The organism is Pseudomonas sp. C9D1, assembly GCF_056491235.1.
In genome coordinates, this window is the sequence record NZ_JBSZIE010000001.1 from 1,752,144 (window position 1) to 1,778,279 (window position 26,136).

The 26,136-nt window shown below is 62.8% G+C and carries 23 protein-coding genes and 1 pseudogene; 12 read left to right on the top strand and 12 right to left on the bottom strand.

The window, feature by feature from the left end; all coding sequences use genetic code 11:
- Positions 1–31: 31 nt before the first annotated feature.
- From ACXI0U_RS08135 to ACXI0U_RS08160, 6 genes are all read left to right on the top strand, one after another.
- A complete protein-coding gene (locus ACXI0U_RS08135; protein ID WP_479549994.1) occupies positions 32–337 on the top strand; it encodes a hypothetical protein in 306 nt (101 codons plus the stop codon).
- A gap of 27 nt (positions 338–364) precedes the next feature.
- Complete coding sequence (locus ACXI0U_RS08140; RefSeq protein ID WP_479549995.1) at positions 365–850, top strand: hypothetical protein; 486 nt, start codon at positions 365–367, stop codon at positions 848–850.
- Between the two features lie 69 nt (positions 851–919).
- Positions 920–1,348 (top strand): hypothetical protein, encoded by a 429-nt coding sequence (locus ACXI0U_RS08145; protein WP_479549996.1) that lies wholly within the window; start codon positions 920–922, stop codon positions 1,346–1,348.
- Between the two features lie 29 nt (positions 1,349–1,377).
- Positions 1,378–1,986, top strand: a complete 609-nt coding sequence (locus ACXI0U_RS08150; protein ID WP_431484028.1) for a hypothetical protein — start codon at positions 1,378–1,380, stop codon at positions 1,984–1,986.
- 76 nt (positions 1,987–2,062) lie between these two features.
- On the top strand, positions 2,063–2,281 hold the full coding sequence (locus ACXI0U_RS08155) for a hypothetical protein (protein WP_431484029.1): 219 nt from the start codon (positions 2,063–2,065) through the stop codon (positions 2,279–2,281).
- A 316-nt stretch (positions 2,282–2,597) separates the two neighbouring features.
- On the top strand, positions 2,598–3,014 hold the full coding sequence (locus tag ACXI0U_RS08160; protein ID WP_431484030.1) for a hypothetical protein: 417 nt from the start codon (positions 2,598–2,600) through the stop codon (positions 3,012–3,014).
- Positions 3,015–3,221: 207 nt separating this feature from the next.
- On the opposite strand, the pseudogene ACXI0U_RS08165 reads toward ACXI0U_RS08160, so the two are convergent.
- The 6 genes and pseudogenes from ACXI0U_RS08165 to ACXI0U_RS08190 form a co-directional block, all read right to left on the bottom strand.
- Positions 3,222–3,608, bottom strand: a pseudogene (locus ACXI0U_RS08165) (LysE family translocator); the annotation flags it as partial.
- Between the two features lie 123 nt (positions 3,609–3,731).
- Positions 3,732–5,015: a C4-dicarboxylate TRAP transporter large permease protein DctM gene (gene dctM, locus ACXI0U_RS08170; RefSeq protein WP_184488859.1), complete on the bottom strand. Its 1,284-nt coding sequence runs from the start codon at positions 5,013–5,015 to the stop codon at positions 3,732–3,734.
- On the bottom strand, positions 5,012–5,644 hold the full coding sequence (locus tag ACXI0U_RS08175; protein WP_479549997.1) for a TRAP transporter small permease: 633 nt from the start codon (positions 5,642–5,644) through the stop codon (positions 5,012–5,014). Before ACXI0U_RS08175 ends, dctM begins: the two co-directional genes overlap by 4 nt.
- Positions 5,645–5,705: 61 nt before the next feature.
- The gene (dctP, locus tag ACXI0U_RS08180) at positions 5,706–6,701 is read right to left on the bottom strand and encodes a C4-dicarboxylate TRAP substrate-binding protein DctP (protein WP_021220511.1); all 996 of its coding nucleotides are present in this window, start codon (positions 6,699–6,701) and stop codon (positions 5,706–5,708) included.
- A gap of 298 nt (positions 6,702–6,999) precedes the next feature.
- Entirely contained in the window at positions 7,000–7,626 is a 627-nt protein-coding gene (locus tag ACXI0U_RS08185) for a LysE family translocator (RefSeq protein WP_184488857.1), read from the bottom strand.
- 71 nt (positions 7,627–7,697) lie between these two features.
- Positions 7,698–9,047, bottom strand: a complete 1,350-nt coding sequence (locus tag ACXI0U_RS08190) for an NCS2 family permease (RefSeq protein ID WP_043243483.1) — start codon at positions 9,045–9,047, stop codon at positions 7,698–7,700.
- A gap of 321 nt (positions 9,048–9,368) precedes the next feature.
- Here ACXI0U_RS08190 and ACXI0U_RS08195 point away from each other — a divergent pair, with 321 nt between their 5' ends.
- From ACXI0U_RS08195 to ACXI0U_RS08205, 3 genes are all read left to right on the top strand, one after another.
- Positions 9,369–10,673 (top strand): C4-dicarboxylate transporter DctA, encoded by a 1,305-nt coding sequence (locus tag ACXI0U_RS08195; protein WP_021220508.1) that lies wholly within the window; start codon positions 9,369–9,371, stop codon positions 10,671–10,673.
- Positions 10,674–10,745: 72 nt separating this feature from the next.
- The gene (locus ACXI0U_RS08200; RefSeq protein WP_021220507.1) at positions 10,746–11,444 is read left to right on the top strand and encodes a FadR/GntR family transcriptional regulator; all 699 of its coding nucleotides are present in this window, start codon (positions 10,746–10,748) and stop codon (positions 11,442–11,444) included.
- A 159-nt stretch (positions 11,445–11,603) separates the two neighbouring features.
- Positions 11,604–12,374, top strand: a complete 771-nt coding sequence (locus ACXI0U_RS08205; RefSeq protein ID WP_031288141.1) for a GntR family transcriptional regulator — start codon at positions 11,604–11,606, stop codon at positions 12,372–12,374.
- A gap of 495 nt (positions 12,375–12,869) precedes the next feature.
- Here ACXI0U_RS08205 and guaD read toward each other — a convergent pair whose 3' ends face one another.
- The 6 genes from guaD to ACXI0U_RS08235 all read right to left on the bottom strand — a co-directional run bounded on the left by guaD (position 12,870) and on the right by ACXI0U_RS08235 (position 20,645).
- Positions 12,870–14,174 (bottom strand): guanine deaminase, encoded by a 1,305-nt coding sequence (guaD, locus tag ACXI0U_RS08210; RefSeq protein ID WP_479549998.1) that lies wholly within the window; start codon positions 14,172–14,174, stop codon positions 12,870–12,872.
- Between the two features lie 103 nt (positions 14,175–14,277).
- Positions 14,278–15,126 carry a xanthine dehydrogenase accessory protein XdhC gene (xdhC, locus tag ACXI0U_RS08215; RefSeq protein WP_479549999.1) on the bottom strand — a complete coding sequence of 283 codons (849 nt, stop codon included), beginning with the start codon at positions 15,124–15,126 and terminating at the stop codon, positions 14,278–14,280.
- Positions 15,123–15,272, bottom strand: a complete 150-nt coding sequence (locus ACXI0U_RS08220; protein WP_158480976.1) for a hypothetical protein — start codon at positions 15,270–15,272, stop codon at positions 15,123–15,125. The genes xdhC and ACXI0U_RS08220 overlap by 4 nt, the downstream gene beginning before the upstream one ends.
- A 19-nt stretch (positions 15,273–15,291) precedes the next feature.
- A complete protein-coding gene (xdhB, locus tag ACXI0U_RS08225; RefSeq protein ID WP_479550000.1) occupies positions 15,292–17,688 on the bottom strand; it encodes a xanthine dehydrogenase molybdopterin binding subunit in 2,397 nt (798 codons plus the stop codon).
- 131 nt (positions 17,689–17,819) lie between these two features.
- Positions 17,820–19,259: a xanthine dehydrogenase small subunit gene (gene xdhA, locus ACXI0U_RS08230; RefSeq protein ID WP_374981508.1), complete on the bottom strand. Its 1,440-nt coding sequence runs from the start codon at positions 19,257–19,259 to the stop codon at positions 17,820–17,822.
- 249 nt (positions 19,260–19,508) lie between these two features.
- A complete protein-coding gene (locus ACXI0U_RS08235) occupies positions 19,509–20,645 on the bottom strand; it encodes an alkane 1-monooxygenase (RefSeq protein WP_021222159.1) in 1,137 nt (378 codons plus the stop codon).
- A 276-nt stretch (positions 20,646–20,921) separates the two neighbouring features.
- Between ACXI0U_RS08235 and ACXI0U_RS08240 the strand changes: the two genes are divergently transcribed.
- From ACXI0U_RS08240 to zipA, 3 genes are all read left to right on the top strand, one after another.
- Positions 20,922–21,581, top strand: a complete 660-nt coding sequence (locus tag ACXI0U_RS08240) for a GntR family transcriptional regulator (RefSeq protein ID WP_479550001.1) — start codon at positions 20,922–20,924, stop codon at positions 21,579–21,581.
- Between the two features lie 26 nt (positions 21,582–21,607).
- The gene (smc, locus tag ACXI0U_RS08245; RefSeq protein ID WP_479550002.1) at positions 21,608–25,096 is read left to right on the top strand and encodes a chromosome segregation protein SMC; all 3,489 of its coding nucleotides are present in this window, start codon (positions 21,608–21,610) and stop codon (positions 25,094–25,096) included.
- A 210-nt stretch (positions 25,097–25,306) separates the two neighbouring features.
- Positions 25,307–26,131 carry a cell division protein ZipA gene (gene zipA, locus ACXI0U_RS08250; RefSeq protein ID WP_021222156.1) on the top strand — a complete coding sequence of 275 codons (825 nt, stop codon included), beginning with the start codon at positions 25,307–25,309 and terminating at the stop codon, positions 26,129–26,131.
- The last annotated feature ends 5 nt before the right edge of the window (positions 26,132–26,136 follow it).

The following is a 26,136-nucleotide window of genomic DNA, read 5'->3' on the forward strand; positions in this document are numbered from 1 at the left end:
TGCTGCTATCCCACTGGACGCTCACACGGGAATGTGGCTCAGCGCAGCGGTGGTATCGGCGCTTTACATGGTGTCGTGGTTGCTGGCCAGCAAGGTGCAGGGACGTCCTCATTTCGTGGTGCTCTGGACTTATATGCCGGCCTTGGTGATTAGCCTTATCACCGGGGCCTCTTGGGGCGTCGAGGGGCATGTGATGGAGATCGAGAAAGCGGACTTCGCAACTGCGTTTGATTACTCGATGCTAATCTTTAGCGTCGGCTATGGGTTGGTTGTAATGCTCTATTGCATTGCACTGATCTATGTCATCCGCAAACGGAATGTCCTGCCGACTAGTTAGCGCTTATCAAGAATAGAGGAGCCAAGAATGGCTGTCTGGCATTTCAGGATCTATCTGGTTCCCACATCCGGGTTGCTGAAAGTATATGGATGTATTCCTCTGAGCCTAGACGAATACAAACCCCATTCTGTCGACTCTGAGTTCGACGAGAACAAGCAGTACCCTGATTACTGGATGGGAGAGGGCGTTTCCCCACTTATTCGGTCGCGCGTCGAGTCTCGGTATCCGTTATCCGGCTCCTGGAGCGAAGAGGCGGCTATGTTTGGGCGCGATAACGGTACGCGGGTGGAACTCTGGACAGATGATGTGGTGGTTTTTGTCGACGCCCGTGAGGCAGTGGTAGATGAGTTGAGATTTTTTTCTGATCTTGCCAGGGACGCGGACTGTCTGATCGTTCTCGGCCAAGATGGACGGGTTGTAGGGCCCTCTCTGGAGCGACTGACAAGACTATTTGAAGGGTCGAGAGCGTATCGCTTCATTGCCGATCCCGTCGGGGCGCTAAGCGATAAGTAGATCCAAGTAAGCGTTATCGACGATCACGGTTGCAAGGTATGGATAGTCATTTTTGCATGAACTGTAATGATGAATATTTCAGAAATTGAGGCTTATATTTCCGTTGGCTCTACTAACAGCGTTTGCGTAAGCAAGCACTTGCTAGATGAGTATCCCGGCTTGGTAAGGTCGGTCAGCATCGCTGCAGGTAATAGAGTTCTAGTTGAGTTTGATACGTATGGGTACGATGAAGGTGGGCTACTCGTAGAGTTTATATATGGTTCGCTGAGCGAAGCGATCTATTCTATTGGATTATATTTGGGTGCTGGGATTGAGCATTGGGAGAATTTCAATAGAAGTGGTAATTATCCATCGTCGTCTGGTGATGTCGATTTTTTATCTTCTGGAGCTCTGTTTGAACGAAATTTGAGTATGTGTGCCGTTGAACTCCCTACGGGCTGGCTGGAAAAGCGAATACCATCAACGTATTGGCGTGAAATTGCGGGTGAGCAGGAGTAGCGTTCGTTTCTAAACAGGAGGGTATGACGATGCTTGGCAAGGATTGGGTGCCTGGCTTTGGCGTTATACATACGTGGTTTGCTATCGATATAAATGGTTGCTTGGCAATGATGGTGAATAACGGTTTTGGAGGTCTACCAAGCCAGTTATTGAGGGTTGATCAGGTTGAGATATTGCTAGATAAGATGAATGAGTTCATATGGGAGGAGTCTGCTGAGTACGTGGAATACCCCCAAGATAAAGGCGGTTCGTTTGAGGTGGATCTGTACTCTGCATTTATGTGGCGTGAGTTTTCCTCTCGAGAGGAAGTGCGTGGCAGGCTTCAAGAGGAGTTGTTAAGGAGAGGCCGGTTTGCGGATGCCAACGTGGCTAAAAACAAGGGGTTCTATGTTTATCATGCAGTGGAAGGGAGTTTTCCTGGTGATGATTACCCCGTCGGGCATATAGGTGAATCCAAGATGGGGGATTATTACAGGTTTATGGTCCCTGGTGTGCTTGGGTCAATCAATGACTTTCCTTCGGAGCTCCGTAAGGGAGTTGCGGTTTCAACGAGCGTGGATTTTTCTGTTGATAGGCTTCTGCCAAGTGATAGGCTCAGTGAGCTCTTTCCCTGTCTTTATTTTTGCAGTTTGTCGTAATTGCTAGGCTCTAATGGAGTTGCTGAAGGAATTTGTAGTGGGTGATTATTATAACATTTGCTGTAGGGATTGTGAGGTGTCTCTGAATTTCGGTAAAAAAATTGCGAAGGGGGAGAGGCTGGTTTTACAGGGGATGTTCTCCGAGCAGGAGATGAAATGGGTTGATGAGGGCAGAGTTTGGCTTGCGCTTCAAGCTTTTCTGCAAAAGCATGAAGGGCATGCTTTGATATTTGATAGTGATGCTAAGTTTCCAGAAATGCAGTTCTATGAGCGGCAAATGTTTGATGAGCTTTGATAGGCTTCTTGAAAGGCGTGGCTGGAGCTGTCGTATGATACTTTTGTCTGCTCGCGCATGTTTAGATGGAGGTGGTGTTTCGGTCTAGTCATGTGAGCGCCATTTGGCACTCAGTTGCCAAGGAGGGTTTCGGCATGTGCATGTGGGTGATGGTGGCACCCTATTTAGGGTGATCGTTGCTGGTAGGGTCAGTTTACTGAGTGCTTTTATATTCGCTGGGACTCTCTTGGTTGAGAGAGTGCATAAGTGTGCTATTGCTCTCAGGGTGTTACAACGGTAGTAACCTTGCTAAGACGAAGAGGGTCGAATACTGCTAATGAATTTTTTGATGATGAAAAACTCTGAGTGCCATCGATCATTAACCGAGGAAGCAGCACCTGAAGCTGTTCGCTATGAAATCGAAACGCTTCTACAGACACAAGGTGATATGGAAGTGCTCCCGTTCATGGAGGCGCTTGACGAGTTGGCTGACCGCCAATGGCATACATATTCTTTATTGCCAGAGCCGCTGAAATCTCGTGTCGAACAGTTGATCATCTTATGTTGGCGAGACCAGCCAGAAATAACCGATTACGCCTTGTCGATCGTATCTAAATTAGGACTGGTAGAAGCCTGGGAATTTCTTCTAGGGCTTGATAGGCAGGTGATGTCCATTGCCAGTCGAGAGGCAATTGAGGAGGCAGAAGCTGAGATGTCCTCAACGATTGCGGATCCCTACAGTGGTATGCGTTGAGCAGGTGGATCCGCTTTCCCTGTCCTCCACTCTGATAGCGGGGTGAGTGGCTGCGGCTTGGCCGGTACGGTCAATCTGCTGCTGGATTCTTGTGTCTGTTTCGCTGAGTAGTTCGACGAGCTCGTTTGAGCGCCTGCAGCTAAGCCCTCTCGCCCCATCATAAAAAGCCCGGCATCCGCCGGGCTTCGTCATTTCAGAGGAACCGTTTCAGCGAGATATCAACGCCGCTGTTCCCGCCGCACCGAACAGCCCGGCGCTGACGCGGTTGAATCAGGCCTGGCCCTGGCCGGAACGCAGGTAGCGGTCGGCGGCGTGGGCGCTGAGGCCGTAGAAGAGTTTGCAGACGAGGTCCAGCACGGCCCAGGTGGCGATCATCACCGAGAGCTGACCCAGCAGTGGGAGGTCGGCGCTGATGAACTGGGGTGGAAAGGCGGGAAAGAAGAGGATGCCCTTCAGGTTGCTCGCGGCAAGGCCGAAGGCTTTCCAGTGGAGGGCTCGGAAGCCCGGCTTGGCCGGTTGCTCCTCGGCTGCTACCGGCTTGGCAGCACTGCGTGATTGCTTCCAGTACAAGAGAAAGAGCGTTCCAATGAGCTTTTCCACGCAAAGCGAGTGCTGTCGACTACCTGCGCTTTGGCTTCTGAAGCATTGAATCGAGTGCTCTTGCGCCCCCATAAAAAAGCCCGGCACTAAGCCGGGCTTTTTTGTATCTGCGAACAGTCAGCTCATACCCAGCCAGTTGGGCAGTGCCAGGGAGATCCAGGGCACGTAGGTGATGAGGATCAGGAAGGCGAGCAGGATCATCAGCCAGGGCATGGCGGCGCGGATGGTGGAGGTCAGCGGCATGCCGGTCACCGCGGAGGTGACGAAGAGGTTGAGCCCCACGGGTGGGGTGATCAGGCCGATCTCCATGTTGACGACCATGATGATGCCGAGGTGGATCGGGTCGATGCCCAGCTTCATGGCGATGGGGAAGAGGATGGGCGCGAGGATCAGGATGATCGCCGAGGGCTCCATGAAGGCGCCGGCCACCAGCAGCACGATGTTGACCATGAGCAGGAACATGAAGGGGGTGAGCCCCGCTTCGATGACCCAGGCGGTGATCTGCTGGGGCAGTTGCTCGGTGGTCAGCACGTGGGCGAAGAGCATGGCGTTGGCGATGATGAACATCAGCATGATCGACAGCTTGCCCGACTCCAGCAGCACCTTGGGCGCTTCGCTGAGCTTCATGTCCTTGTAGACGAACAGGGCGATGAAGGCCGAGTAGACGGCGGCGACGGCGGCGGCTTCGGTGGGGGTGAACATGCCTGAGTAGATGCCGCCGAGGATGATCACCATCAGCAGCAGCCCCCAGATCGCCTTGCGCGCGGCGCTGAGCCATTCGCGGAAGGTGGCGCGGGGCATGGCAGGCAGGTTCTTCTTCACCGCGATGATGTAGATCGCCACCATCAGCACCAGGCCAAGTAGAAGACCGGGGACGACGCCCGCCATGAACAGCTTGCCCACCGAAGTTTCGGTGGCGGCGGCGTAGACCACCATGACGATGGACGGCGGGATGAGGATGCCCAGGGTGCCGGCGTTGCACACGATGCCGGCGCCGAACGCCTGCGGGTAGCCGGAGCGCACCATGCCGGCGATGGCGATGGAGCCCACAGCGGCCACGGTGGCGGGGCTGGAGCCGGAGAGGGCGGCGAACAGCATGCAGGCCAGTACTGCGGCGATGGCGAGGCCACCGCGGATGTGGCCGACGCAGGCGTTGGCGAAGTCGATCAGGCGCTTGGCCACGCCGCCGGTGGTCATGAAGGCGCCGGCCAGCAGGAAGAAGGGAATGGCCAGCAGGGTGTAGTGCTCGGAGGTCTCGAACAGCTTGATGGCCAGCGAGCGCACCGAGTCGGGGCTGAACAGCATGATGGTCAGCGAGCCGGCGAGGCCCAGGGAGATGGCGATGGGCACGCCGATGAACATCAGCAGGAACAGCAGGAGGAAGAGGAACAGGATGGTCATTGCTTGCCTTCCTCGAGCTCGGTGAGTTTCAGGGCGTCGGCGGCTTCATCGGCCAGGCCGAGACCGGTCTGCCGGTTCTGCAGCAGGCGCACGAGGATTTCGCCGTAGCGGATGAAGACCATGGCGAAGCCGAGGGGCACGATCAGGGCGATATGCCATTGCATGACGCCGTAGTGGCCGAGGTCTTCCGCACCGATGGCGGCGGTGAACAGGGTCTGCACCCACTCGAAGCTGGCCACGCCCAGCAGGCCGGCGTAGGCCAGGCAGCAGAGGCAGGCGATGACGCCGATGATGCGTTGCACCTTGCGCGAGGTGAGCTTGACCAAGGCGTCGACGCCGATGTGGCCGGCGGTACGTACGCCGTAGGAAAGGCCGAAGAAGATCAGCCAGGCGAACAGGGCCTTGGTCAGCGAGGTGCTCCAGGTCATGGCCTGGGCCATGCCCATGATGCTGTCGCCGATGGCGAAGAGGCTTTCGCTGGCACCTTCCCAGCGGTCGGCGAGGTTGTAGAAGAGGGTGTAGAGGTTGTTGAGGATCACGTAGACGAAGGTGACCAGCGTCATGGCCGCCAGGAGGAAGGCGATGAAGCCTTCCTCGAAGTGGTCCCAGACGCGCCTTAGGGCGTTCATGGATGGTGTCTCCCGATGGCTGGAGGCGGTGCCGGCGCGGTGGTCCCGCGCCGGCTGGCGGTTACTGAGCCTGGTTGGCCGCTTCGGCGGCCTTGATCAGGTCGGCGCCGATCTCGCCTTCGAACTTCTTCCACACCGGCTTCATGGCGTCGCGCCATTCGTTGCGCTGCTCGGGGGTGAGCTCGATGATCTCGCTGGTCTTGGCTTCGATGATGCGCTGCTTGTCACCCTGGTTGAGGGCTTCGGCCTGCTTGTTCACCTCGGCGGTGACTTCCTGGGTGATCTTCTCCAGCTCGCTGCGTACATCCGGCGGCAGGCCGTTCCAGAACTTGGTGTTGGTGATCAGCATGTAGTCGAGCACACCGTGGTTGGACTCGGTGATGTACTTCTGCACTTCATGCATCTTCTGCGAGTAGATGTTCGACCAGGGGTTCTCGGCGCCGTTGACCACGCCGGTCTGCAGGCCCTGGTAGACCTCGGCGAAGCTCATCTTGCGCGGGTTGGCGCGTACGGCCTTGAACTGCTCCTCGAGCACGGCGGAAGCCTGCACGCGGAACTTCAGGCCGCGGGCGTCCTTGGGTTCGCGCAGGGGCTTGTTGGCCGAGAGCTGCTTCATGCCGTTGTGCCAGTAACCCAGCCCGGTGATGTTCTTGCTCTCCATGGACTTCAGCAGGCCCTGGCCCTCGGGGCTGAGCTGGAAGCGGTCGACGGCCTGGATGTCGTTGAACAGGAAGGGTAGGTCGAACAGCTGCACCTGCTTGGTGTACTGCTCGAACTTGGCCAGGGAGGGCGCGATCATCTGCACGTCGCCCAGCAGCAGCGCTTCCATTTCCTTGCCGTCGCCGAAGAGCGAGGAGTTCGGGTAGACCTCGACCTTGACCTTGCCGGGCAGGCGTTCTTCCGCGAGCTTCTTGAATAGCAGCGCGCCCTGGCCCTTGGGCGTGTGTTCGGCGACGACGTGGGAGAACTTGATGACGATGGGATCGGCAGCATGCGCCAGGCTGGCGGCACCCAGGGCGAGTGCACAGGCGAGAGCTTTTAGCGTGGGTTTGAACATGGGACTTCCTCTTGTAGTTGTAAGCAGATCCATGCGCGGGTAGCGCTACTACGGCTGACAAGAGCAAGTCTAGGCGCTGACCAGGGGGAAAGCGGTCAGTACCTGAATCACGGCCAGTCTTGTTCTTGTCGGCTCGTTGGCGATGCAATGGCAAGACCCGTACCAGGCGCGTTGAGGCACGGATTCTGGGTCCTGCGGAGCAGCGCTTGCGAGCGCTGCGGGGAATTCATGGCGGGAAACCGCCACGTTTCTGGGTGTTTCTGGCGGAAATCCGCCCTTGTCGAGCCGGCGGAAGGCGTCAGCGCGAGATCAGCGCCGCCGTCCCCGCTGCGCCGAACAGCCCGGCGCTGACGCGGTTGAACCAGGCCTGGCCCTGGCCGGAACGCAGGTAGCGGGCGGCGGCGTGGGCGCTGAGGCCGTAGAAGAGCTTGCAGGCGAGGTCCAGCACGGCCCAGGTGGCGATCATCACCGAGAGCTGGCCCAGCAGCGGGCGGTCGGCGCTGATGAACTGGGGCAGGAAGGCGGCGAAGAAGAGGATGTCCTTGGGGTTGCTGGCGGCGAGGCCGAAGGCTTTCCAGTAGAGGGCGCGGAAGCCCGGGTTGACCGGTTGCTCCTCGGTCGCCACCGGTTTGGCGGCGTTGCGCGATTGCTTCCAGCTTTGCCAGGCGAGGTAGAAGAGGTAGAGCGCGCCCACCAGCTTGAGTGCGCTGAACAGTTGCTCGGAGGCCAGCAGCAGGGCGCCGAGGCCGAGCGCGGAGGCGGCGAGCAGCCCGGTGGCGGCGCTGACGCCACCGAGGAAGGCGGGCAGAGAGCGGCGGATGCCGTAGTTGAGGCTGTTGCTGACCATCAGCAGGGACAGGGGGCCGGGGATCAGGATCACCACCAGCGCGGCGCTGCTGAACAGCAGCCAGGTTTCCAGGCTCATTCGCTCGTCTCCGGGAAATGAAAAGGCCCTGGCGCTTCAGCGCCAGGGCCTTGGGGTGTTGCGGGGCGAGCTTACAGGAAAATGAACTTGGCGACGAAGATGGCGCAAAGTGCATACAGGCTGGGCGATACCTCGCGGTATTTGCCAGTGCAGGCCTTCATCACCACATAGGTCACGAAGCCCAGGGCGATACCGTCGGCGACCGAGAAGGTCAGCGGCATCATGATGACGGTGACGATCGCGGGAATGGTTTCGGTGTGCTCGTCCCAGTCGATGTGGGCCATGCCGCCCATCATCAGCATGGCGACGTAGATCAGCGCGCCGGAGGTGGCGTAGGCGGGGATCATGCCGGCCAGCGGGGCGAAGAACATGGCGGCGACGAAGAGGATGCCGACGGTGACGGCGGTCAGACCGGTGCGGCCGCCTGCGGCGACGCCCGCGGCGCTTTCCACGTAGCTGGTGACCGGCGGTACGCCGAGCACGCCGCCGAACACGCTGGAGGCGCTATCGGCCTTCATGGCTTTCGACAGGTTCTCGATGCGGCCGTCTTCCTTCACCAGGTTCGCGCGCTGGGCCACGCCCATCAGGGTGCCGGCGGTGTCGAACATGTGCACGAAGAGGAAGGCCAGGATCACGCTGATCATGGTCACGTCGAACGCACCGGTGATGTCCATCGCCATGAAGGTGGGCGCCAGGCTCGGCGGCATGGAGAAGACGCCGCCGAACTTGACGATGCCCAGGCCGACGCCGATCAGGGTGACGGTGAGGATGCTGATCAGGATGCCGCCGAACACGCGGCGATATTCCAGCACGGCGATCATCAGGAAGCAGATGGCGGCCAGCAGGGGAGCGGGGGAGGTCAGGTCACCGATGTGCACCAGGGTGCTGGAGTTCGGTACCACGATGCCTGCGGTCTTCAGGCCGATGAGCCCGAGGAACAATCCGACCCCCGCGCCCATGGCGAAGCGCAGGCTGCTGGGGATGCTGTTGAGCAGCCATTCGCGGATGCGCGAGAAGGTCAGGATCATGAACAGCACGCCGGACAGGAACACCGCGCCGAGGGCGATCTGCCAGCTGTAGCCCATGGTGTTGACCACGGTGTAGGTGAAGAAGGCGTTGAGGCCCATGCCCGGTGCCAGGCCGACCGGCCAGTTGGCGTAGAGGCCCATCAGGAAGCAGCCGAATGCCGCGGCCAGGCAGGTGGCCACGAATGCCGCACCGTGATCGATGCCGGCGTCCGCCATGATGTTGGGGTTTACGAAGATGATGTAGGCCATGGTGATGAAGGTGGTGAGGCCGGCGGCCAGCTCGGTTCTCACGGTGGTGCGGTGTTCGGTCAGCTTGAAGAGGCGTTCAAGCAGGCCTTTGGCGGGAGGGCTCGCAGCATACGTTCCTTGTTCTTGTTGTTTGGTGCTTTCCACAGCAGGTACCTCTCATTTAGTTGTTTTTAGCTGTTTCGGCCGGCTGGTTACCTGGGTCCCTTGCGCAGCGAAAAGCCTGAGGTTTGGTGCCTCACGGGGCAGTGCGAGATTTCTGACTTTTGGGTCAAAAAGTACGCAGTCGGATTATGTGTTTGTGTACAAAAAAGTCAATTAATGTTTGTCGGCTTGTGTGCAGCTTTTTGGGGGCATAGACTGCGCGTGCTGGACTGACCGGTAAGACCACAACAACAAAGCCTCCGGATCTCGCACAAGGGCGTAGCCACGCCAGCGCTCCGGGGGCACCGCAACGGAGATTCCCCCATGCTCAAGTGGTGCTCGCGCTCGATATTCCTGCAGGTCGTCATTGGCCTGGTCATCGGTATCCTCTGCGGTATCGGCTTCCCCGAGTTCTCCGCGCAGCTCAAGCCCTTGGGCGATGGCTTCATCAAGCTGATCAAGATGCTCATCGCGCTGATCGTGTTCTGCGTGGTGGTGAGCGGCATTTCCGGGGCGGGTGACCTGAAGAAGGTCGGCCGCATCGGCTTCAAGGCGGTGGTGTATTTCGAGGTGCTGACCACGGTGGCGCTGCTGATCGGCCTGCTGGTGGCCTATGGCGGCGGGTTGGGCGTGGGCGCCAATATCGATCTCGGCCAGTTGCCGGCCGGAGACGCTGCGCTCTACACCTCGCGCACCGGCGACCTGCACGGGCCGGTGGACTTCGTCATGGGGCTGATCCCGGCCTCGGTCGTTGGCGCCTTCGCCAGCAACGACATCCTCCAGGTGCTGCTGTTCTCGGTGCTGTTCGGCTGTGCGTTGAACCAGGTGGGCGAGGCCGCCTCGGGCGTGGCCCGGCTGATCAACGAGATGAGCCATGTGATCTTCCGCATCATGGGCATGATCGTGCGCCTGGCGCCCATCGGCGTGTTCGGCGCCATCGCCTTCACCACCAGCAAGTACGGCGTGGATTCGCTGCGCCACCTGGGCGGGCTGGTGGTGGTGTTCTACGCCACCTGCGCGGTGTTCGTGCTGCTGGTACTGGGCACCGTGCTGCGGGTTTCCGGGCTGCGCCTGTGGCCGTTCCTCGGCTACCTGCGCGAGGAATTGCTGATCGTCCTCGGCACCGCCTCCTCGGATGCGGTGCTGCCGCAGATCATGCGCAAGCTGGAGCACCTGGGCATCCGCAGTTCCACGGTGGGTCTGGTGATTCCCACCGGCTATTCCTTCAACCTGGACGGCTTCTCCATCTACCTGACCCTGGCCATCGTCTTCATCGCCCATGCCACCGGAACGCCGCTGGCGATGAATGACCTGATCACCATCCTGCTGGTGTCCCTGGTGACCTCCAAGGGCGCCCACGGCATTCCAGGTTCGGCGCTGGTGATCCTGGCCGCCACGCTCGCGGCCGTACCGGCCATACCCGTTGTAGGCCTGGTGCTGGTGTTGTCGGTGGACTGGTTCATGGGCATCGGCCGGGCGCTGACCAACCTGATCGGCAACTGCATCGCCACCGTGGCCATCGCCCGCTGGGAGAAGGACATCGACCTGGGCCGCGCCCGCAGCGTATTGGCCGGCGAACAGGGTTTCGCCTTCAAGGATCGCAGTGGTGTGAGCACAACGGCGGATTGAGAACGATGCTGGTGGGCTGCATGATGCTGCGGCCCGATCCGGCTCGCCTGGTTTCACAAGGAGGAAATCACAGTGAACAGCTCATCGACCCTGGTGGGTTCCATCGTCCAGTCCCTGCGCGAGTCCATCGAGCAGGGGCGCTGGCCCGTCGGCGAGATGCTCCCGGGCCAACGAGAGCTGGCCGAGCAACTGGGCATAAGCCGGCCCTGCCTGCGCGAGGCGGTAACGGTGCTGGAAACCCTCGGCATGGTCCGCTCGCTGCCCGGCAAGGGCGTGCAGGTGCTGGGGCGGGAGGCGACAGAGCACGCCATCACGGCGCCCCGGGACCACAGCATCGAGGATGTGATCCAGCTGCGCTATGCGCTGGAACCCTTCATCGTCGGCCTGGTGGCGCAATCCATCGCATCAAGCGACCTCGACCGCCTGCGCCTGCGCCTGATGGACCTGCGCGATGCCGCCGAGGATGACGACATGGATGCCTTCGTCGAGGCCTATATAGGCTTCCATCAATTGCTCGGCTCGCTGACCACCAACCCCATCTTCCAGTCCCTGGTGACCCAGGCAGGTGACGCCCTGGCCCGCAGCGATGCCTTGCTGCGCCAGCGCGGCGACGAGCTGCAGGAGCGGGTGCGCGAGCACGAAGCGCTGGTGCAGGCCATCCGCCGACGGGACAGCCTGCTGGCGTCCTCGCTGATGCGTGACCATCTGGTGAGCGAGGGGCGGCGCATGGGGTTGCGCCTGGAGCTGCCGGAGGGCTCCAGGGCCCTGTAGAGGTGAGGTTGAGCGGAGCGGCACTGCTTTTGTTCGGTCAGATTGTGTACAATGCGCACATTTTTCCGAGGCTTTCCCCGCCGGAGGCTGGCAATACGATGCCGACTCGGCGTAGTGTCAGCCCTATTGCCGCTTTCGAAACCTTCTACGTGGGCCCCCATGAACGACGTTGAACACAGTTTGAAGAAGCCGCCGCGTGCCGCCAAAGGCACGCGCAATGGCACCCAGGACGAAGTCGTCTACGCACACATCTTCGAAGCCATCCTCGAACAGCGCCTGGCCCCGGCCACCAAGCTGAGCGAAGAAGCCCTGGGTGAGATCTTCGGCGTCAGCCGCACCATCATCCGTCGCGCCCTGTCGCGCCTCGCCCATGAAGGCGTGGTGCTGCTGCGTCCCAACCGTGGTGCCGTCGTGGCCAGCCCCGGTGCCGAGGAGGCGCGGCAGATCTTCTATGCCCGTCGCATGATCGAGCGCGCTATCACCGAACTGGCCTGCGTCAACGCCACCCCCGAACAGATCGCCGGCCTGCGCCAGATGGTCATCGAGGAGCGCGAATGCTTCGCCCGTGGTGACCGCGGCATGGGCATCCGCCTGTCCGGCGAGTTCCATCTGAAACTGGCCGAGGCCGCCGGCAACTTCACCCTGCTGGGCTTCCTGCGCAGCCTGATCTCGCAGACCTCGCTGATCATCGCCCTCTACGAGAGCAACAGCCGCACCCACTGCTCGGACGAGGAGCATGACAAGGTCATCGACGCCATCGAATCGCACAATGTCGAGGTCGCGGTCGACCTGATGATGCGCCACATGGACAGCGTCGACGCCAAGCTCAACCTCGAAGGCGAGACCGCCTCCGATGACCTGCACGCGGTGTTCTCGCACCTGCTGCAGAGCAAGAAGAAAAGCACCCGCGCCACTTCGCGCAGCGCCTGAGCCTGGCGCAATGAAGAAGCCCCGCAATGCGGGGCTTTTTTGTGGGCGGGTGGTTTGGGGGAGGCGGGTAGGTCGGGTGCAACCCGACGGCCTGGCGCAACGGCCACCGGCCTCTGTGGGAGCGGCTTCAGCCGCGAAAAAGGGCGCAGGTTGCTGGCTTCATCGCGAATGAATTCGCTCCCACGAGGCGGGCATGCGTGTGGGCTGGAAGGTCGCTTGGTGGATGAAAAGAGCGCCATCCACCCTACACACCGGTCCGCTCCGTAGGGCGGGTGAAACCCGCGTGGTTCCACGCAGGAGCCCTGTCGGGTTGCCCCCGACCTACAGCGGCACGGCGTCGCAGGTGCTTCCCGTGGGAGCGGCTTCAGCCGCGAAAGATCCGCCGCCGGCATGTGGCTGCATGTGGCCGGATATCCCATCGCGAATGAATTCGCCCACGGGCGGTGCACAAAGAAAAAGCCCCGCAAAGCGGGGCTTCTCGGGAGGGGCGCTGGATCAGTCGCGTTTGTGCACGGAGCGGCCGGCGGCGAAGGTTTCCTTCACGGAGCGGTCGTCGCCGAGGATGGTCAGCGCGAAGAGCTTCTCCTCGATGGTCTTGGCCTGCTGCATGCGGTAGGCGATCAGCGGGGTGGCCTGGTAGTCGAGGGCCACGAAGTCCGCGTCCTTGCCGCTGGCGAAGTTACCGATCTTGTCGTCCAGGTACAGCGCGCGGGCGCCGCCCAGGGTGGCCAGGTACAGGGATTTGAACGGGTCGAGCTTCTTGCCCTGCAGCTGCATGACCTTGTAGGCCTCGTTCAGCGACTGCAGCTGGGAGAAGCTGGTGCCGGCGCCGACGTCAGTGCCCAGGCCCACGCGCACGCCGTGCTCTTCCAGCTTCTGCAGGTCGAACAGGCCGCTGCCCAGGAACAGGTTGGAGGTGGGGCAGAAGGCCACGGCCGAGCCGGTTTCCGCCAGGCGCTTGCACTCGTCGTCGCAGACGTGGACGCCGTGGGCAAAGACCGCGCGTGGGCCGATCAGCTCGTAGTGGTCGTACACGTCCAGGTAGCCCTTGCGCTCCGGGAACAGCGACTTCACCCATTCGATCTCCGCCTTGTTCTCGGAGAGGTGGGTGTGCATGTACAGGTCCGGGAACTCGCCGAACAGCTTGCCGGCCAGGGTCAGTTGCTCCGGGGTGCTGGTGGGGGCGAAGCGCGGGGTCACCGCGTAGTGCAGGCGGCCCTTGCCGTGCCAGCGCTCGATCAGCTCCTTGCTGTCGGCGTAGCCGCTTTCCGGGGTGTCGGTCAGGTAGTCGGGGGCGTTGCGGTCCATCAGCACCTTGCCGGCGATCATGCGCAGGTCCAGGGCTTCGGCGGCTTCGAAGAAGGCGTCGACCGACTGCTTGTGCACGGTGCCGAACACCAGGGCCGTGGTGGTGCCGCTGCGCAGCAGTTCCTTGAGGAAGATGGCCGCCACGTCCGCCGCGTGGGCCTTGTCGGCGAAGGCTTTCTCGGTGGGGAAGGTGTAGGTGTTCAGCCAGTCCAGCAGCTGTTCGCCGTAGGAGGCGATCATGCCGGTCTGCGGGTAGTGGATGTGGGTGTCGATGAAGCCGGGGGTGATCAGGGCGTCGCGGTATTCGCGCACGTCCACGCCCTTGAGACCGGGCAGCAGGTCGGCGGCATTGCCGGCGCGGGCGACCTTGCCGTCCTCGATCACCAGCACGCCGTCCTCGAAGTATTCGTAGGACTGCTCGATGCCCACCTCGGCGGGGTCGGCGATGCTGTGCAGGATGGCGGCGCGATAGGCTTTTACAGGGCTGGTCATGTTGAATCTCGTTCTTTCGTGATCGTGATGCCCCGTGTCGGGGCTCCGCGCAGGCGAGCGCCGAGCTGAAGCAGCTCGGCGTCCTTCTGCATGAATCGGGGTGTCAGGCCTGTTCGCGGCGGGAAGAGGGCACCAGTTTGGCGACTGTTTCCCTTTTCTTCACGTCCTGGCCTTCTTCCTTCTGACCGAAGGTGGCGTTGTAGGTGGCGATGATCTCGCCGGCGATGGAGATGGCGATCTCGGCGGGCAGCTTGCCTTTCACCTCGGCGATGCCCATGGGGCAGCGCATGCGTTGCACGGTCTCGGCGGCGAAGCCGCGGTCGCGCAGGCGGTGTTCGAACTTCACGCGTTTGGTCTTCGAGCCGATCAGGCCGTAGTAGGCGAAGTCGTTGCGCTTGAGGATCTCTGCGGTGAGCTCCAGGTCGAGCTGGTGGTTATGGGTCATGACGATGAAGTAGCTGCCGACGGGCATGCGCTCGACTTCATCGACCACTTCATCATTGACCACCCTCTCGACGCCTGCCGGGATGAATGCCGGGAATTCGTTCTCCCGCGAGTCGATCCAGCGCACCTTGCAGGGCAGGCTGGCGAGCAGCGGAACCAGGGCGCGGCCGACGTGGCCGGCGCCGAACAGGGCGATGTGCGCCTGGGGCTGGCCCATGGGTTCGAACAGCAGCACCGTGGCACCGCCACAGCATTGGCCGAGGCTGGCGCCCAGGCTGAAGCGTTCCAGGCGGGTGTCCTGGGTGCGGGTGCGGAGCATTTCCCGGGCGATTTCCATCGCCTTGAACTCCAGGTGGCCGCCACCGATGGTTTCGTAGATGCGGTCATCACTGACCACCATCTTCGAGCCGGAATTGCGCGGGGTGGAGCCGCGCTCTTCGATGATGGTCACCAGCACGCAGGCTTCGCTGCGTTGCTGGAGTTCGGCCAGGGCGCTGATCCAGCTCATTTGCTCAACCTCCAGGTACGCAGGGGTTTGGCGGAGCGCGAGAGGCGCCAGACATCCTGTTCCGGGCGACGCAAGGCTTCGGTCGGCAGGACGGGAGCGGCCTGCTGTTCCGGGGTTTCGCGGCTGAAGGCGGGTTGGCTGTTCATCTCGGCTCCCGGCCCGCCGTCAGGCGGGCTCTACCTGGCTGGCAGCGGGCTTGCTGGCCGCCTGCTGCAGCTTCTTCATCTGCTCCACGCCCCAGAGCACACGCTCCGGAGTGGCCGGTGCATCGATGTTCGGTTGCGCCTTGTAGTCCGCCAGGCTGGCCACGGCGTCCTTGAGTGCGCACCACACGGCGATGCCGAGCATGAAGGGCGGCTCGCCAACGGCCTTGGAGTGGAACACCGTCTGCTCGGGGTTCTTGCGGTTCTCTACCAGCTTCACCCGCAGGTCGATGGGCATGTCGGCGATGGCGGGGATCTTGTAGCTCGCCGGGCCGCTGGTCATCAGCTTGCCCTTGGCGTTCCACACCAGCTCTTCCATGGTCAGCCAGCCCATGCCCTGGACGAACGCGCCTTCCACCTGGCCGATGTCGATGGCCGGGTTCAGCGAGTCGCCCACGTCATGCAGGATGTCGGTGCGCAGCATCTTGTACTCGCCGGTCAGGGTATCCACCAGCACTTCCGCGCAGGCAGCGCCGTAGGCGAAGTAGTAGAAGGGGCGGCCGCTGGCCTTGTCGCGGTCGTAGAAGATCTTCGGCGTGCGGTAGAAACCGGTGCTGGAGAGCGAGATCTGGTTGAAGTAGGCGAGCTGGATCACTTCCTCGAAGGACAGGTAGTGGTCGCGTACGCGCACCTGCTCGTTGCTGAACTCGATGTCTTCGTCGGTCACCTTGAAGTGGATGGCGAGGAAGTCCACCAGGCGCTTCTTGATGGTTTCGGCAGCGTTCTGCGCGGCCTTGCCGTTCAGGTCGGTGCCGCTGGAGGCCGCGGTCGGCGAGGTGTTGGGCACCTTGTCGGTGTTGGTTGCGGTGATCTGGATGCGGCCGATGTCCACCTGGAAGACCTCGGCCACCACCTGGGCGACCTTGGTGTTCAGGCCCTGGCCCATCTCGGTGCCGCCGTGGTTCAGGTGGATCGAACCGTCGGTGTAGATGTGCACGAGCGCGCCGGCCTGGTTGAGGAAGGTGGCGGTGAAGCTGATGCCGAACTTGACCGGAGTCAGCGCCAGGCCCTTTTTCAGCACCGGGCTCTTGGCGTTGAACGCGCGGATCTCTTCGCGGCGCTTGGCGTATTCGCTGCTGGTCTCGAGGTCGGCGGTCATCTCATCCAGCAGGTTGTGCTCGACCGGCTGGTAGTAGTGGGTGACGTTGCGCTCGTCCTTGCCGTAGTAGTTGGTCTTGCGCACCTCCAGCGGGTCCTTGCCCAGGTGGCGCGCGATCACGTCCATGATCTCTTCGATCACCACCATGCCCTGCGGGCCGCCGAAGCCGCGATAGGCGGTGTTCGACGCGGTGTTGGTCTTGCAGCGGTGGCCGTTGATGGTGGCGTGTTCGAGGAAATAGGCGTTGTCCGAGTGGAACATCGCGCGGTCGACGATGGAGCCGGAGAGGTCCGGCGAGTAGCCGCAGTTGCCCGCCAGTTCCAGTTCGATGCCGGTGAGCAGGCCGTTGTCGTCGAAGCCGATGTCGTACTCGGCGTAGAACGGGTGGCGCTTGCCGGTGATGCTCATGTCTTCGACGCGCGGCAGGCGCATCTTGGTCGGGCGGCCGGTGAGGTGCGCGATCACCGCGCAGAGGCATGCCGGGCCGGCGGCCTGGGTTTCCTTGCCGCCGAAGCCACCGCCCATGCGGCGCATGTCGATGACGATCTTGTGCATGTGCACGCCCAGCACCTCGGCCACCAGCTTCTGCACCTCGGTGGCGTTCTGGGTGGAGGTGTAGACGATCATGCCGCCGTCCTCGGTGGGCATCACCGAGGAGATCTGGGTTTCCAGGTAGAAGTGCTCCTGGCCGCCGATATGCAGGTTGCCCTGCAGGCGGTTCTTCGCGCTGGCCAGGGCGCTGGCCGAGTCACCGCGCTTGTGCTGGTGGCTGTCGAGGACGAAGTGCTTCTTGCGCAGCGCGTCGACCACGTCGAGCACCGGCTCCAGGTCTTCGTATTCGATGATCGCGGCCATGGCCGCCTTGCGGGCGGTTTCCAGGCTGTCGGCACCAACGGCGATGACCACCTGGCCGACGTACTCGACCTTGCCGTCCGCCAGCAGCGGGTCGCCGGCCACGACCGGGCCGATGTCCAGCTGGCCGGGAACGTCCTCGGCGGTGATGGCGATGGCCACGCCCGGGAAGGCGTAGCAGGGGGTGGTGTCGATGCGCAGGATGCGGGCATGGGCGCGGTCGCTCATGCGGGCATAGACATGCAGCTGGTTGGGGAACTCCAGGCGGTCGTCGACGTAAACGGCTTCGCCGGACACGTGCTTGGGCGCGCTCTCGTGCTTGACGCTCTTGCCGACGCCGTTGGTGATGTCGGCGCGGAACAGCGCGGCCAGTTCTTCCTGGGATTTGATCTTGTGGTGGTTAGACATGCTCTGTGCCTCCAACGACTGCTGCGCCCGCGTGAACGGTGACGGGCGCGACGTGCAGATTAAGCCGACGGTACTGCGCTTCCTGGCCAGCAACTGCCGGGTGCGGCGCTTGGTGCGCGACATGCTTGAAATCACACATAGGCAGTCACCCGGGTTTCGACTTCGGGGGCCTGCAGTTCGAGGAAGAATTTGCGCAGCAGGTTCTGTGCGGTCAGCAGGCGGTATTCCTTGCTGGCACGGAAGTCCGACAGCGGGGTGAAGTCCTGGGCCAGGGCTTCGCAGGCGCGCTCGATCACGCCCGGGTACCAGGCGGCGCCCACCAGCGCGGCTTCACAGGCTGCCGCGCGCTTGGGAATGCCGGCCATGCCGCCGAAGGCGATGCGGGCTTCACGCACCACGCCGTTTTCGATCACCAGGTTGAAGGCGGCGCAGACGGCGGAAATGTCGTCGTCCAGGCGCTTGGAGACCTTGTAGGCACGGAATGCCTGGTTGGTGCGGGCGCGCGGCACGAGGATCTTTTCGATGAACTCGGCTTCCTGGCGCACCGTCACCTTGTAGTCGAGGAAGTACTCGTCCAGCGGCAGGGTGCGGGTCTGGTTGCCCTTGCGCAGGACGATCTTCGCGCCCAGGGCGATCAGCAGCGGCGGGGCGTCGCCGATGGGGGAGGCGTTGCCGATGTTGCCGCCCAGGGTGCCCTGGTTGCGGATCTGCAGCGAGGCGAAGCGGTGCAGCAGTTCGCCGAAGTCCGGGTACTCGCGGGCCAGGGCGCTGTAGCAGTCGGAGAGCGCGGTGGCGGCGCCGATCTCGATGAAGTCGGGGCCGATCTCGACGCGCTTCATGGCGTCGATGTGGCCGACGTAGATCATCACCGGCAGTTCGCGGTGGAACTGGGTGACTTCCAGGGCCAGGTCGGTGCCACCGGCCAGCAGGCGGGCTTGCGGGTTGGCGGTGTAGAAGTCGGCCAGGTCGGCGACGGTCAGCGGCACCAGGCAGCGCTTGTCACCGCTGTTGAGCTCGGCGGTCTCGCGCGGGGCGATGGCCTGGAGCTGGGCCACGGTCTGGGCCTCGAAGGCGTCGAACTGGTCCGGCTGTTTCTGGCAGCAGGCTTGCTCGGCGGCGTCGATGATGGGGCGGTAGCCGGTGCAGCGGCACAGGTTGCCGGCCAGGGCTTCCAGGGTCTGGGCCTTGTCGTAGCCGTCGCTGTTCTTTTGCAGGGCGAACAGCGACATGACGAAGCCGGGGGTGCAGAAGCCGCACTGGGAACCATGGCAGTCGACCATGGCTTGCTGCACGGAGTGCAACTGGCCTTTGTGCTTGAGGTCTTCCACGGAAATCAGCTGCTTGCCGTGCAGGGACGAGACGAAGGTCAGGCAGGAGTTGAGGGTGCGATAGCGGATGCGATCCCCCTCCAGCTCGCCGACCACGACCGTGCAGGCGCCGCAGTCGCCCGAGGCACAGCCTTCTTTGGTTCCGGGTTTGGCCAGGTGTTCACGCAAGTAGTTGAGCACGGTGACGTTGGGATCGAGATCGCGCTCGGTGCGCAGCTCCCGATTGACTAAAAACTGGATCAAGGACGACCTCCAGGCACTTTATTGTTTTTACGAGGGCTCGTATGGCCGCGAATTTAGAATCCCCTGACTTTCTGGTCAATAAATATTTGACTCAAAAGTCAGAAAATCTTCATGCCGATGGGCTATAAGGGCGGCGCGCCCGCTCTGGTACGGCAAAGTTGCTTAATCCGTGCCAGTCATCTGCAAGTGTAGAAACGCCGACGCCCCCATGCGGGGGCGTCGGTCGAACGGTGGGGGTGGGGAGGGCGGTCAGGCGGCCTGCTGGGAATCCGTCAGCTGGTGTTCCTCGCCGGCGTAGTAGGCCCGCACGCGGGGGTCCATTACCGCGCGCCAGAGCGGCGGGATCAGCGCCAGGACGATCATCCCCGCATAGCCGTTGGGCAGTTGCGGGCTGTCGTCGAAGTGACGCAGCACCTGGTAGCGGCGCTTGGCGTAGGCGTGGTGGTCGGAGTGGCGCTGCAGATGGAAGAGGAACAGGTTGGTGAGCAGGAAGTTGCTGTTCCAGGAATGCGCCGGGCTGGTCCGCTCGTAGCGGCCGTTCTCCAGCTTGCGCCGGTGCAGGCCGTAGTGCTCCACGTAGTTGACGATCTCCAGCAGGGTGAAGGCCATGGCCGACTGGCCGAGGAAGAACAGCACGCCGAGCCAGCCGAACGCCAGGCCGAAACCGACGGTGAAGGCTGCACTGATGGCGTACCACCAGATCAGCTCGTTGCGCCAATGCAGTGCAGGCAAGCCCTTGCGCTTCAGGCGCTCGGACTCCAGGTGCCAGGCATTGAGGAAGTTGTGCTTATAGGCATGGGGCAGGAAGGCATAGAGGCTTTGCCCGTAGCGCGAGGAGGAGGCGTCCTCGGGCGTCGACACATGGACGTGGTGGCCACGCACATGCTCGACCTTGAAGCCCCCGTAGCAGACGGCCGCCAACAGCAGGCCGCCGGCGTTCTGCTCGATCTTCGGGTCCTTGTGGATCAGCTCGTGGGATACGGTGATGCCGATGGCACCCATCACGGTGCCCACCGAGAGCAGCCAGCCGAGGCGGCCGACCCAGTTCCAGTCCTCGTGGTGGATGAAGACCCAGCCGCTCCAGACCAGCATCCCCAGCAGCAGCGGCACGGTGGCCAGGCTGAGCACCTGGTAGTAGTCCTGGCGCTCCATCTCCGGCACCTGCTCGGCTTCATCCGGGTTGGCCGGGTCGCGGCCGACGATGGCGTCGAGGAGCGGGATCACCCCGAAGACCACGGTGATCACCAGCCAGGGCCACGCATTGGCGTAGCTGCTGTCCAGCGACCAGTAGAAACTCATGGGGATTCCGGCAACCGGGATCAGCCAGATCCAGTAGCCGACCTTTTTCAGGGCGAGCATCCAGTTGGAAGGCAGGCGTTCGAACATGGGTGTTCTCCGTGTCGAGGTGGATGGGTTCTTGTAAAATTGTCAGACAATCCTGCGCTTCCCAGCCCCACCCGGCGACCGACCTTTAGGTCTGAATGCCCGCTTGTTGTCACCTTTGCCAGGTAACACCCTGTGTTACACTTCGCCCCCTGCAGCGTTCCGCTGCGGGCCGCAATCCCTTGAAGCTGCTGCGTTCCCGGGCCGATATAGCAACGCCGGAGCTATCGCCGAGGGCGCCTTACGGACATTCCCAGCCTCCATGACCGAAGGAAAACCATGACGTTCAAGGCACCGGACAGCCTCGCCGAACAGATCGCCCGCCACCTCGCCGAGCGCATCATTCGCGGGGAGATGAAGGAACGCGAGCGCATTCAGGAGCAGAAGGTCACCCAGTCCCTCAACGTCAGCCGCGGTTCCGTGCGCGAGGCGTTGCTGATCCTCGAGCGCCGCCACCTGATCAACATCCTGCCGCGCCGTGGCGCCCAGGTTTCCGAGCTCACCCCCCATCACGTGCAGAGCCTCTATGCGCTGATGATGGAGATGTACATCCTCCTGGCCAACGCCGTGGCCCAGCGCTGGAAAAGCGAAGCGGACCTCGCCCCCTTCCGCGCCATCCAGCTGCGCCTGGAGGAATGCCTGAAGGAGCACGACATCGGCAACTTCGTCGATGCCAGCTTCGACATCATGCGCGCCGCCTTCCCCTTCGCCGACAACCCCTACCTGGAAGAGACGGTGGAGAACCTGCTGCCGGCCATCAGCCGCACCTATCACCTGGCGCTGGAACAGCGCAAAGGCGAGATGGCCCAGTTCATGCTGGCGTTCGCCGAGTTGCTGCAGGCGGTGATCGCCCGTGAGCCGGCGCGCATCCGCGACGTGCTGCACGCCTATGGCCAGCACAACTGCCAACTGGTGCTTGCGGCGCTGGCCGGGCGCTGATCGTTCACTGACCGAGGGAGGCAGGGATGCGGCTCAAGTGCATCAAACTGGCGGGGTTCAAATCCTTCGTCGACCCGACCACGGTCAACTTCCCCAGCAACATGGCGGCGGTCGTCGGCCCCAACGGCTGCGGCAAGTCCAACATCATCGACGCCGTGCGCTGGGTAATGGGCGAGAGCTCGGCGAAGAACCTGCGCGGCGAGTCGATGACCGACGTCATCTTCAACGGCTCCAACACCCGCAAGCCGGTGGCCCAGGCCAGCATCGAGCTGATCTTCGACAACTCCGACAACACCCTGGTGGGCGAGTACGCGGCCTTCGCCGAAATCTCCATTCGCCGCCGGGTCAGCCGCGACGGGCAGAACACCTATTTCCTCAACGGCACCAAGTGCCGGCGCCGCGACATCACCGATATCTTCCTCGGCACCGGCCTGGGGCCGCGCAGCTACTCGATCATCGAGCAGGGGATGATTTCCAAGCTGATCGAGGCCAAGCCCGAGGACCTGCGCAACTTCATCGAGGAAGCCGCCGGCATCTCCAAGTACAAGGAGCGCCGCCGCGAGACCGAGAGCCGCATCCGCCGCACCCACGAGAACCTCGCCCGCCTCACCGACCTGCGCGAAGAGCTGGAACGCCAGCTCGAACGCCTGCATCGCCAGGCCCAGGCGGCCGAGAAGTACCAGGAATACAAGGCCGAAGAGCGCCAGCTGCGCGCCCAGCTCGCGGCCCTCAAATGGCAGGCCCTGAACGAACAGGTAGGCCAGCGTGAGGCGGTGATCGGCAGCCAGGAGGTCAGCTTCGAGGCGCTGGTGGCCGAGCAGCGCAGCGCTGATGCCAGCATCGAACGCCTGCGCGATGGTCATCACGAGCTGTCCGAGCGCTTCAACCTGGTACAGGGGCGTTTCTATTCCGTGGGCGGCGACATCGCTCGCGTCGAGCAAAGCATCCAGCACGGCCAGCAGCGCCTGCGCCAGTTGCAGGACGACCTGCGCGACGCCGAGCGCGCCCGCCAGGAAACCGAATCCCACCTCGGCCACGACCGCACCCTGTTGGCCACCCTGGGCGAGGAGCTGGAAATGCTCGCGCCCGAGCAGGAGATCAGCGCCGCCGCCGCCGAGGAAGCCGCCGCTCAGCTGGAAGAAGCCGAGACCGGCATGCATGCCTGGCAGGAGCAGTGGGACGGCTTCAACCAGCGCAGCGCCGAGCCCCGGCGTCAGGCCGAAGTGCAGCAGGCGCGCATCCAGCAGCTGGAGCAGAGCCTCGAGCGCCTGCTGGAGCGTGGGCGCCGCCTCAATGACGAACGCGCCCAGCTCGCGGCTGACCCGGAAGACGCGGCCATTCTCGAGCTGAGCGAGCAGCTCGCCGCCGGTGAATTGCAGCTGGAAGAGCTGCAGGCCGCTGAAGAGGCCCAGGTCGAGCGCCTGGAGCAACTGCGTGAAGAACTCCAGCAGGCGACCCAGGCCCAGCAGCGTGCCCAGGGTGAACTGCAGCGCCTCAACGGGCGCATCGCCTCCCTCGAAGCCCTGCAGCAGGCCGCGCTCGATCCCGGTAGCGGCACCGCTGAATGGCTGCGCAACCAGAAGCTCGACCAGCGCCCGCGCCTGGCTGAAAGCATGCGGGTGGAAGCGGGTTGGGAGCTGGCGGTGGAAACCGTGCTCGGTGCCGACCTGCAAGCCGTGCTGCTGGACGATTTCAATGCCCTGGACCTGAGCGGCTTTACCCAGGGCGACCTGCGCCTGGCGGCTGCCGTCAAGGGCGGCGCCCGGGTGCCCGGCAGTCTGCTGGACAAGGTCGAGTCCGCCATCGACCTGGCGCCCTGGCTGGCGCGGGTACGGCCCGTGGACAGCCTCGACCAGGCCCTGGCCGCGCGTTCGACGCTGGCCGCTGATGAGAGCCTGATCAGCCGTGATGGCTACTGGGTCGGGCGCAATTTCCTTCGTGTGCGCCGCGCCAGCGAAGCCGAGAGTGGCGTGCTGGCCCGTGGCCAGGAGCTGGAGCGCCTGCATGCTGAGCATGATGAGCAGCAAGCGGCCCTGGAAACCCTGGAAGAGCGCCTGCAGCACCTGCGTGACAGCCAGCGCCAGCAGGAAGAGAGTCGCGAGCAGCAACGCCGCCGCGCCCAGGATGAATCCCGCCGCCTGGGCGAGCTCAAGGCGCAGTTGTCTGCCCAGCAGGCCAAGGTCGAGCAGCTCACCTTGCGTCGCCGCCGCCTGGAAGCGGAGCTGGCCGAGCTGGACGAGCAGCGCGCCATCGAACACGAGCAGCTCGGCGAATCACGCCTCACCCTGCAGGACGCGCTGGATGCGATGGAAACCGACACCGAGCAGCGCGAGAAGCTGCTCGCCGAGCGCGACAGCCTGCGCGAGCGCCTCGACCGCATCCGCCAGGAGGCCCGGCAGCACAAGGACCAAGCACACCAGTTGGCCGTGCGCGTCGGCTCCCTGCGTGCCCAGCATGATTCCACGCGCCAGGCGCTGGAGCGCCTGAGCCTGCAGTTCGAGCGCCTCGAAGAGCGCCGCGAGCAGCTCAACCTCAATCTGGAAGAGGGCGCCGCGCCACTGGAAGAGCTGCGCATGAAGCTCGAAGAACTGCTGGACCGGCGCATGGGTGTGGAGGAGGAGCTCAAGCTCGCCCGCCTGGCCCTGGAAGATGCCGACCGTGAGCTGCGTGACGCCGAGAAGCGCCGCACCCAGGCCGAGCAGCAAGCGCAACTGTTGCGCGGCCAGCTGGAGCAGCAGCGCATGGACTGGCAAGCCCTGAGCGTGCGCCGCAAGACCCTGCAGGACCAGCTTCACGAAGACGGCTACGACCTCCACGGCGTGCTCGCCACGCTGCCCAACGAGGCCAGCGAAGCGGCCTGGGAAGAAGAACTCGAACGCCTCGCGGCGCGCATCCAGCGCCTGGGGCCGATCAACCTCGCGGCGATCGACGAATACCAGCAGCAATCCGAGCGCAAACGCTACCTGGACGCCCAGAACGACGACCTGGTGGAAGCGCTGGACACCCTGGAAAACGTCATCCGCAAGATCGACAAGGAGACCCGCAACCGCTTCAAGGAAACCTTCGACCAGATCAACTCGGGCCTGCAGGCATTGTTCCCCAAGGTCTTCGGTGGCGGCCATGCCTATCTGGAGCTGACCGGGGAGGACCTGCTCGACACCGGCGTCGCCATCATGGCGCGGCCGCCAGGCAAGAAGAACAGCACCATCCACCTGCTTTCCGGTGGCGAGAAGGCGCTCACCGCGCTGGCCCTGGTATTCGCCATCTTCCAGCTCAACCCCGCGCCGTTCTGCATGCTCGACGAGGTGGACGCGCCGCTGGACGACGCCAACGTCGGGCGCTATGCCCGCCTGGTGAAGGAGATGTCGGAGAAGGTCCAGTTCATCTATATCACCCACAACAAGATCGCCATGGAAATGGCCGATCAACTGATGGGCGTGACCATGCACGAGCCGGGATGCTCGCGTCTGGTCGCGGTGGATGTCGAGGAGGCTCTTTCCCTCGTAGAGGCCTGACCGGGCGGGGAGAATCCTCACCGCTCCAGGGGCCGTGAAGCCTCTATCAGAGGTTTCTCTGCTGGGCTGGCCGTGCTAGCTTAATGCCCACTTTTGTCGCACGTGGAAAACGCCATTCAGAACATGGAGTTGGGCGCCACGTTTTCAGGGGACCGGATGTCCTTTCTTCACCATCATCAGAATATTTTTTGACCAGGGGACACAGGATTAATGGATATCGGTCTGCGCGAGTGGCTGATCGTCATCGGCATCATCGTAATCGCCGGCATTTTGTTCGATGGCTGGCGCCGCATGAGCGGCGGCAAGGGAAAACTCAAGTTCAAGCTCGATCGCAGCTTCTCCAATCTCCCCGATGACGACGAGGACCCCGGCCTGATGGGGCCCGTCCGCGTCAAGGAACGCCACCAGGAGCCCTCGCTGGACGAGGAAGACCTGCCGCCCATGAGCGCCAAGGAGCTGAACAAGCGCCGCGGCGAACCGCACCAGGGCGACCTCAATCTCGATGAGCCGGTACCGACCCTGCTCAACCCCGTGGACGATGGCACCCCGGCCAAGCCCGCCAAGAACGGCAAGACCCATGCTGCACCGGCCCAGGACCTGCCTCCGGTGGAGGAAGTGCTGGTGATCAACGTGGTGGCGCGCGACGGTGACGGCTTCAAGGGCCCGGCCCTGCTGCAGAACATCCTCGAGAGCGGCCTGCGCTTCGGCGAAATGGATATCTTCCACCGTCACGAAAGCATGGCCGGTAACGGCGAAGTGCTGTTCTCCATGGCCAACGGCGTCAAGCCCGGCACCTTCGACCTGGACGACATCGACCACTTCAGCACCCGTGCGGTGAGCTTCTTCCTCGGCCTGCCGGGCCCGCGTCATCCGAAGCAGGCCTTCGATGTGATGGTCGCCGCGGCGCGCAAGCTGTCCCAGGAACTGAACGGCGAATTGAAGGACGATCAGCGCAGCGTGATGACGGCGCAAACGATCGAACACTATCGGCAGCGCATCGTCGAGTTCGAGCGCCGCAGCCTGACCAAACGCTGAATCAC

Coding starts and splice junctions, on each gene's coding strand:
- ACXI0U_RS08175 (WP_479549997.1), bottom strand. CDS start 5,644: ATGAACGCCCTAAGGCGCGTCTGGGACCACTTCGAGGAAGGCTTCATC.
- zipA (WP_021222156.1), top strand. CDS start 25,307: ATGGATATCGGTCTGCGCGAGTGGCTGATCGTCATCGGCATCATCGTA.
- ACXI0U_RS08160 (WP_431484030.1), top strand. CDS start 2,598: ATGAATTTTTTGATGATGAAAAACTCTGAGTGCCATCGATCATTAACC.
- ACXI0U_RS08235 (WP_021222159.1), bottom strand. CDS start 20,645: ATGTTCGAACGCCTGCCTTCCAACTGGATGCTCGCCCTGAAAAAGGTC.
- xdhB (WP_479550000.1), bottom strand. CDS start 17,688: ATGTCTAACCACCACAAGATCAAATCCCAGGAAGAACTGGCCGCGCTG.
- smc (WP_479550002.1), top strand. CDS start 21,608: ATGCGGCTCAAGTGCATCAAACTGGCGGGGTTCAAATCCTTCGTCGAC.
- guaD (WP_479549998.1), bottom strand. CDS start 14,174: ATGACCAGCCCTGTAAAAGCCTATCGCGCCGCCATCCTGCACAGCATC.
- xdhC (WP_479549999.1), bottom strand. CDS start 15,126: ATGAGCTGGATCAGCGCCCTGGCCGAACTCCAGCAACGCAGCGAAGCC.
- dctP (WP_021220511.1), bottom strand. CDS start 6,701: ATGTTCAAACCCACGCTAAAAGCTCTCGCCTGTGCACTCGCCCTGGGT.
- ACXI0U_RS08140 (WP_479549995.1), top strand. CDS start 365: ATGGCTGTCTGGCATTTCAGGATCTATCTGGTTCCCACATCCGGGTTG.
- ACXI0U_RS08185 (WP_184488857.1), bottom strand. CDS start 7,626: ATGAGCCTGGAAACCTGGCTGCTGTTCAGCAGCGCCGCGCTGGTGGTG.
- ACXI0U_RS08145 (WP_479549996.1), top strand. CDS start 920: ATGAATATTTCAGAAATTGAGGCTTATATTTCCGTTGGCTCTACTAAC.
- ACXI0U_RS08205 (WP_031288141.1), top strand. CDS start 11,604: ATGAACGACGTTGAACACAGTTTGAAGAAGCCGCCGCGTGCCGCCAAA.
- ACXI0U_RS08150 (WP_431484028.1), top strand. CDS start 1,378: ATGCTTGGCAAGGATTGGGTGCCTGGCTTTGGCGTTATACATACGTGG.
- ACXI0U_RS08220 (WP_158480976.1), bottom strand. CDS start 15,272: ATGAACAGCCAACCCGCCTTCAGCCGCGAAACCCCGGAACAGCAGGCC.
- dctM (WP_184488859.1), bottom strand. CDS start 5,015: ATGACCATCCTGTTCCTCTTCCTCCTGCTGTTCCTGCTGATGTTCATC.
- ACXI0U_RS08195 (WP_021220508.1), top strand. CDS start 9,369: ATGCTCAAGTGGTGCTCGCGCTCGATATTCCTGCAGGTCGTCATTGGC.
- ACXI0U_RS08135 (WP_479549994.1), top strand. CDS start 32: ATGTGGCTCAGCGCAGCGGTGGTATCGGCGCTTTACATGGTGTCGTGG.
- ACXI0U_RS08240 (WP_479550001.1), top strand. CDS start 20,922: ATGACGTTCAAGGCACCGGACAGCCTCGCCGAACAGATCGCCCGCCAC.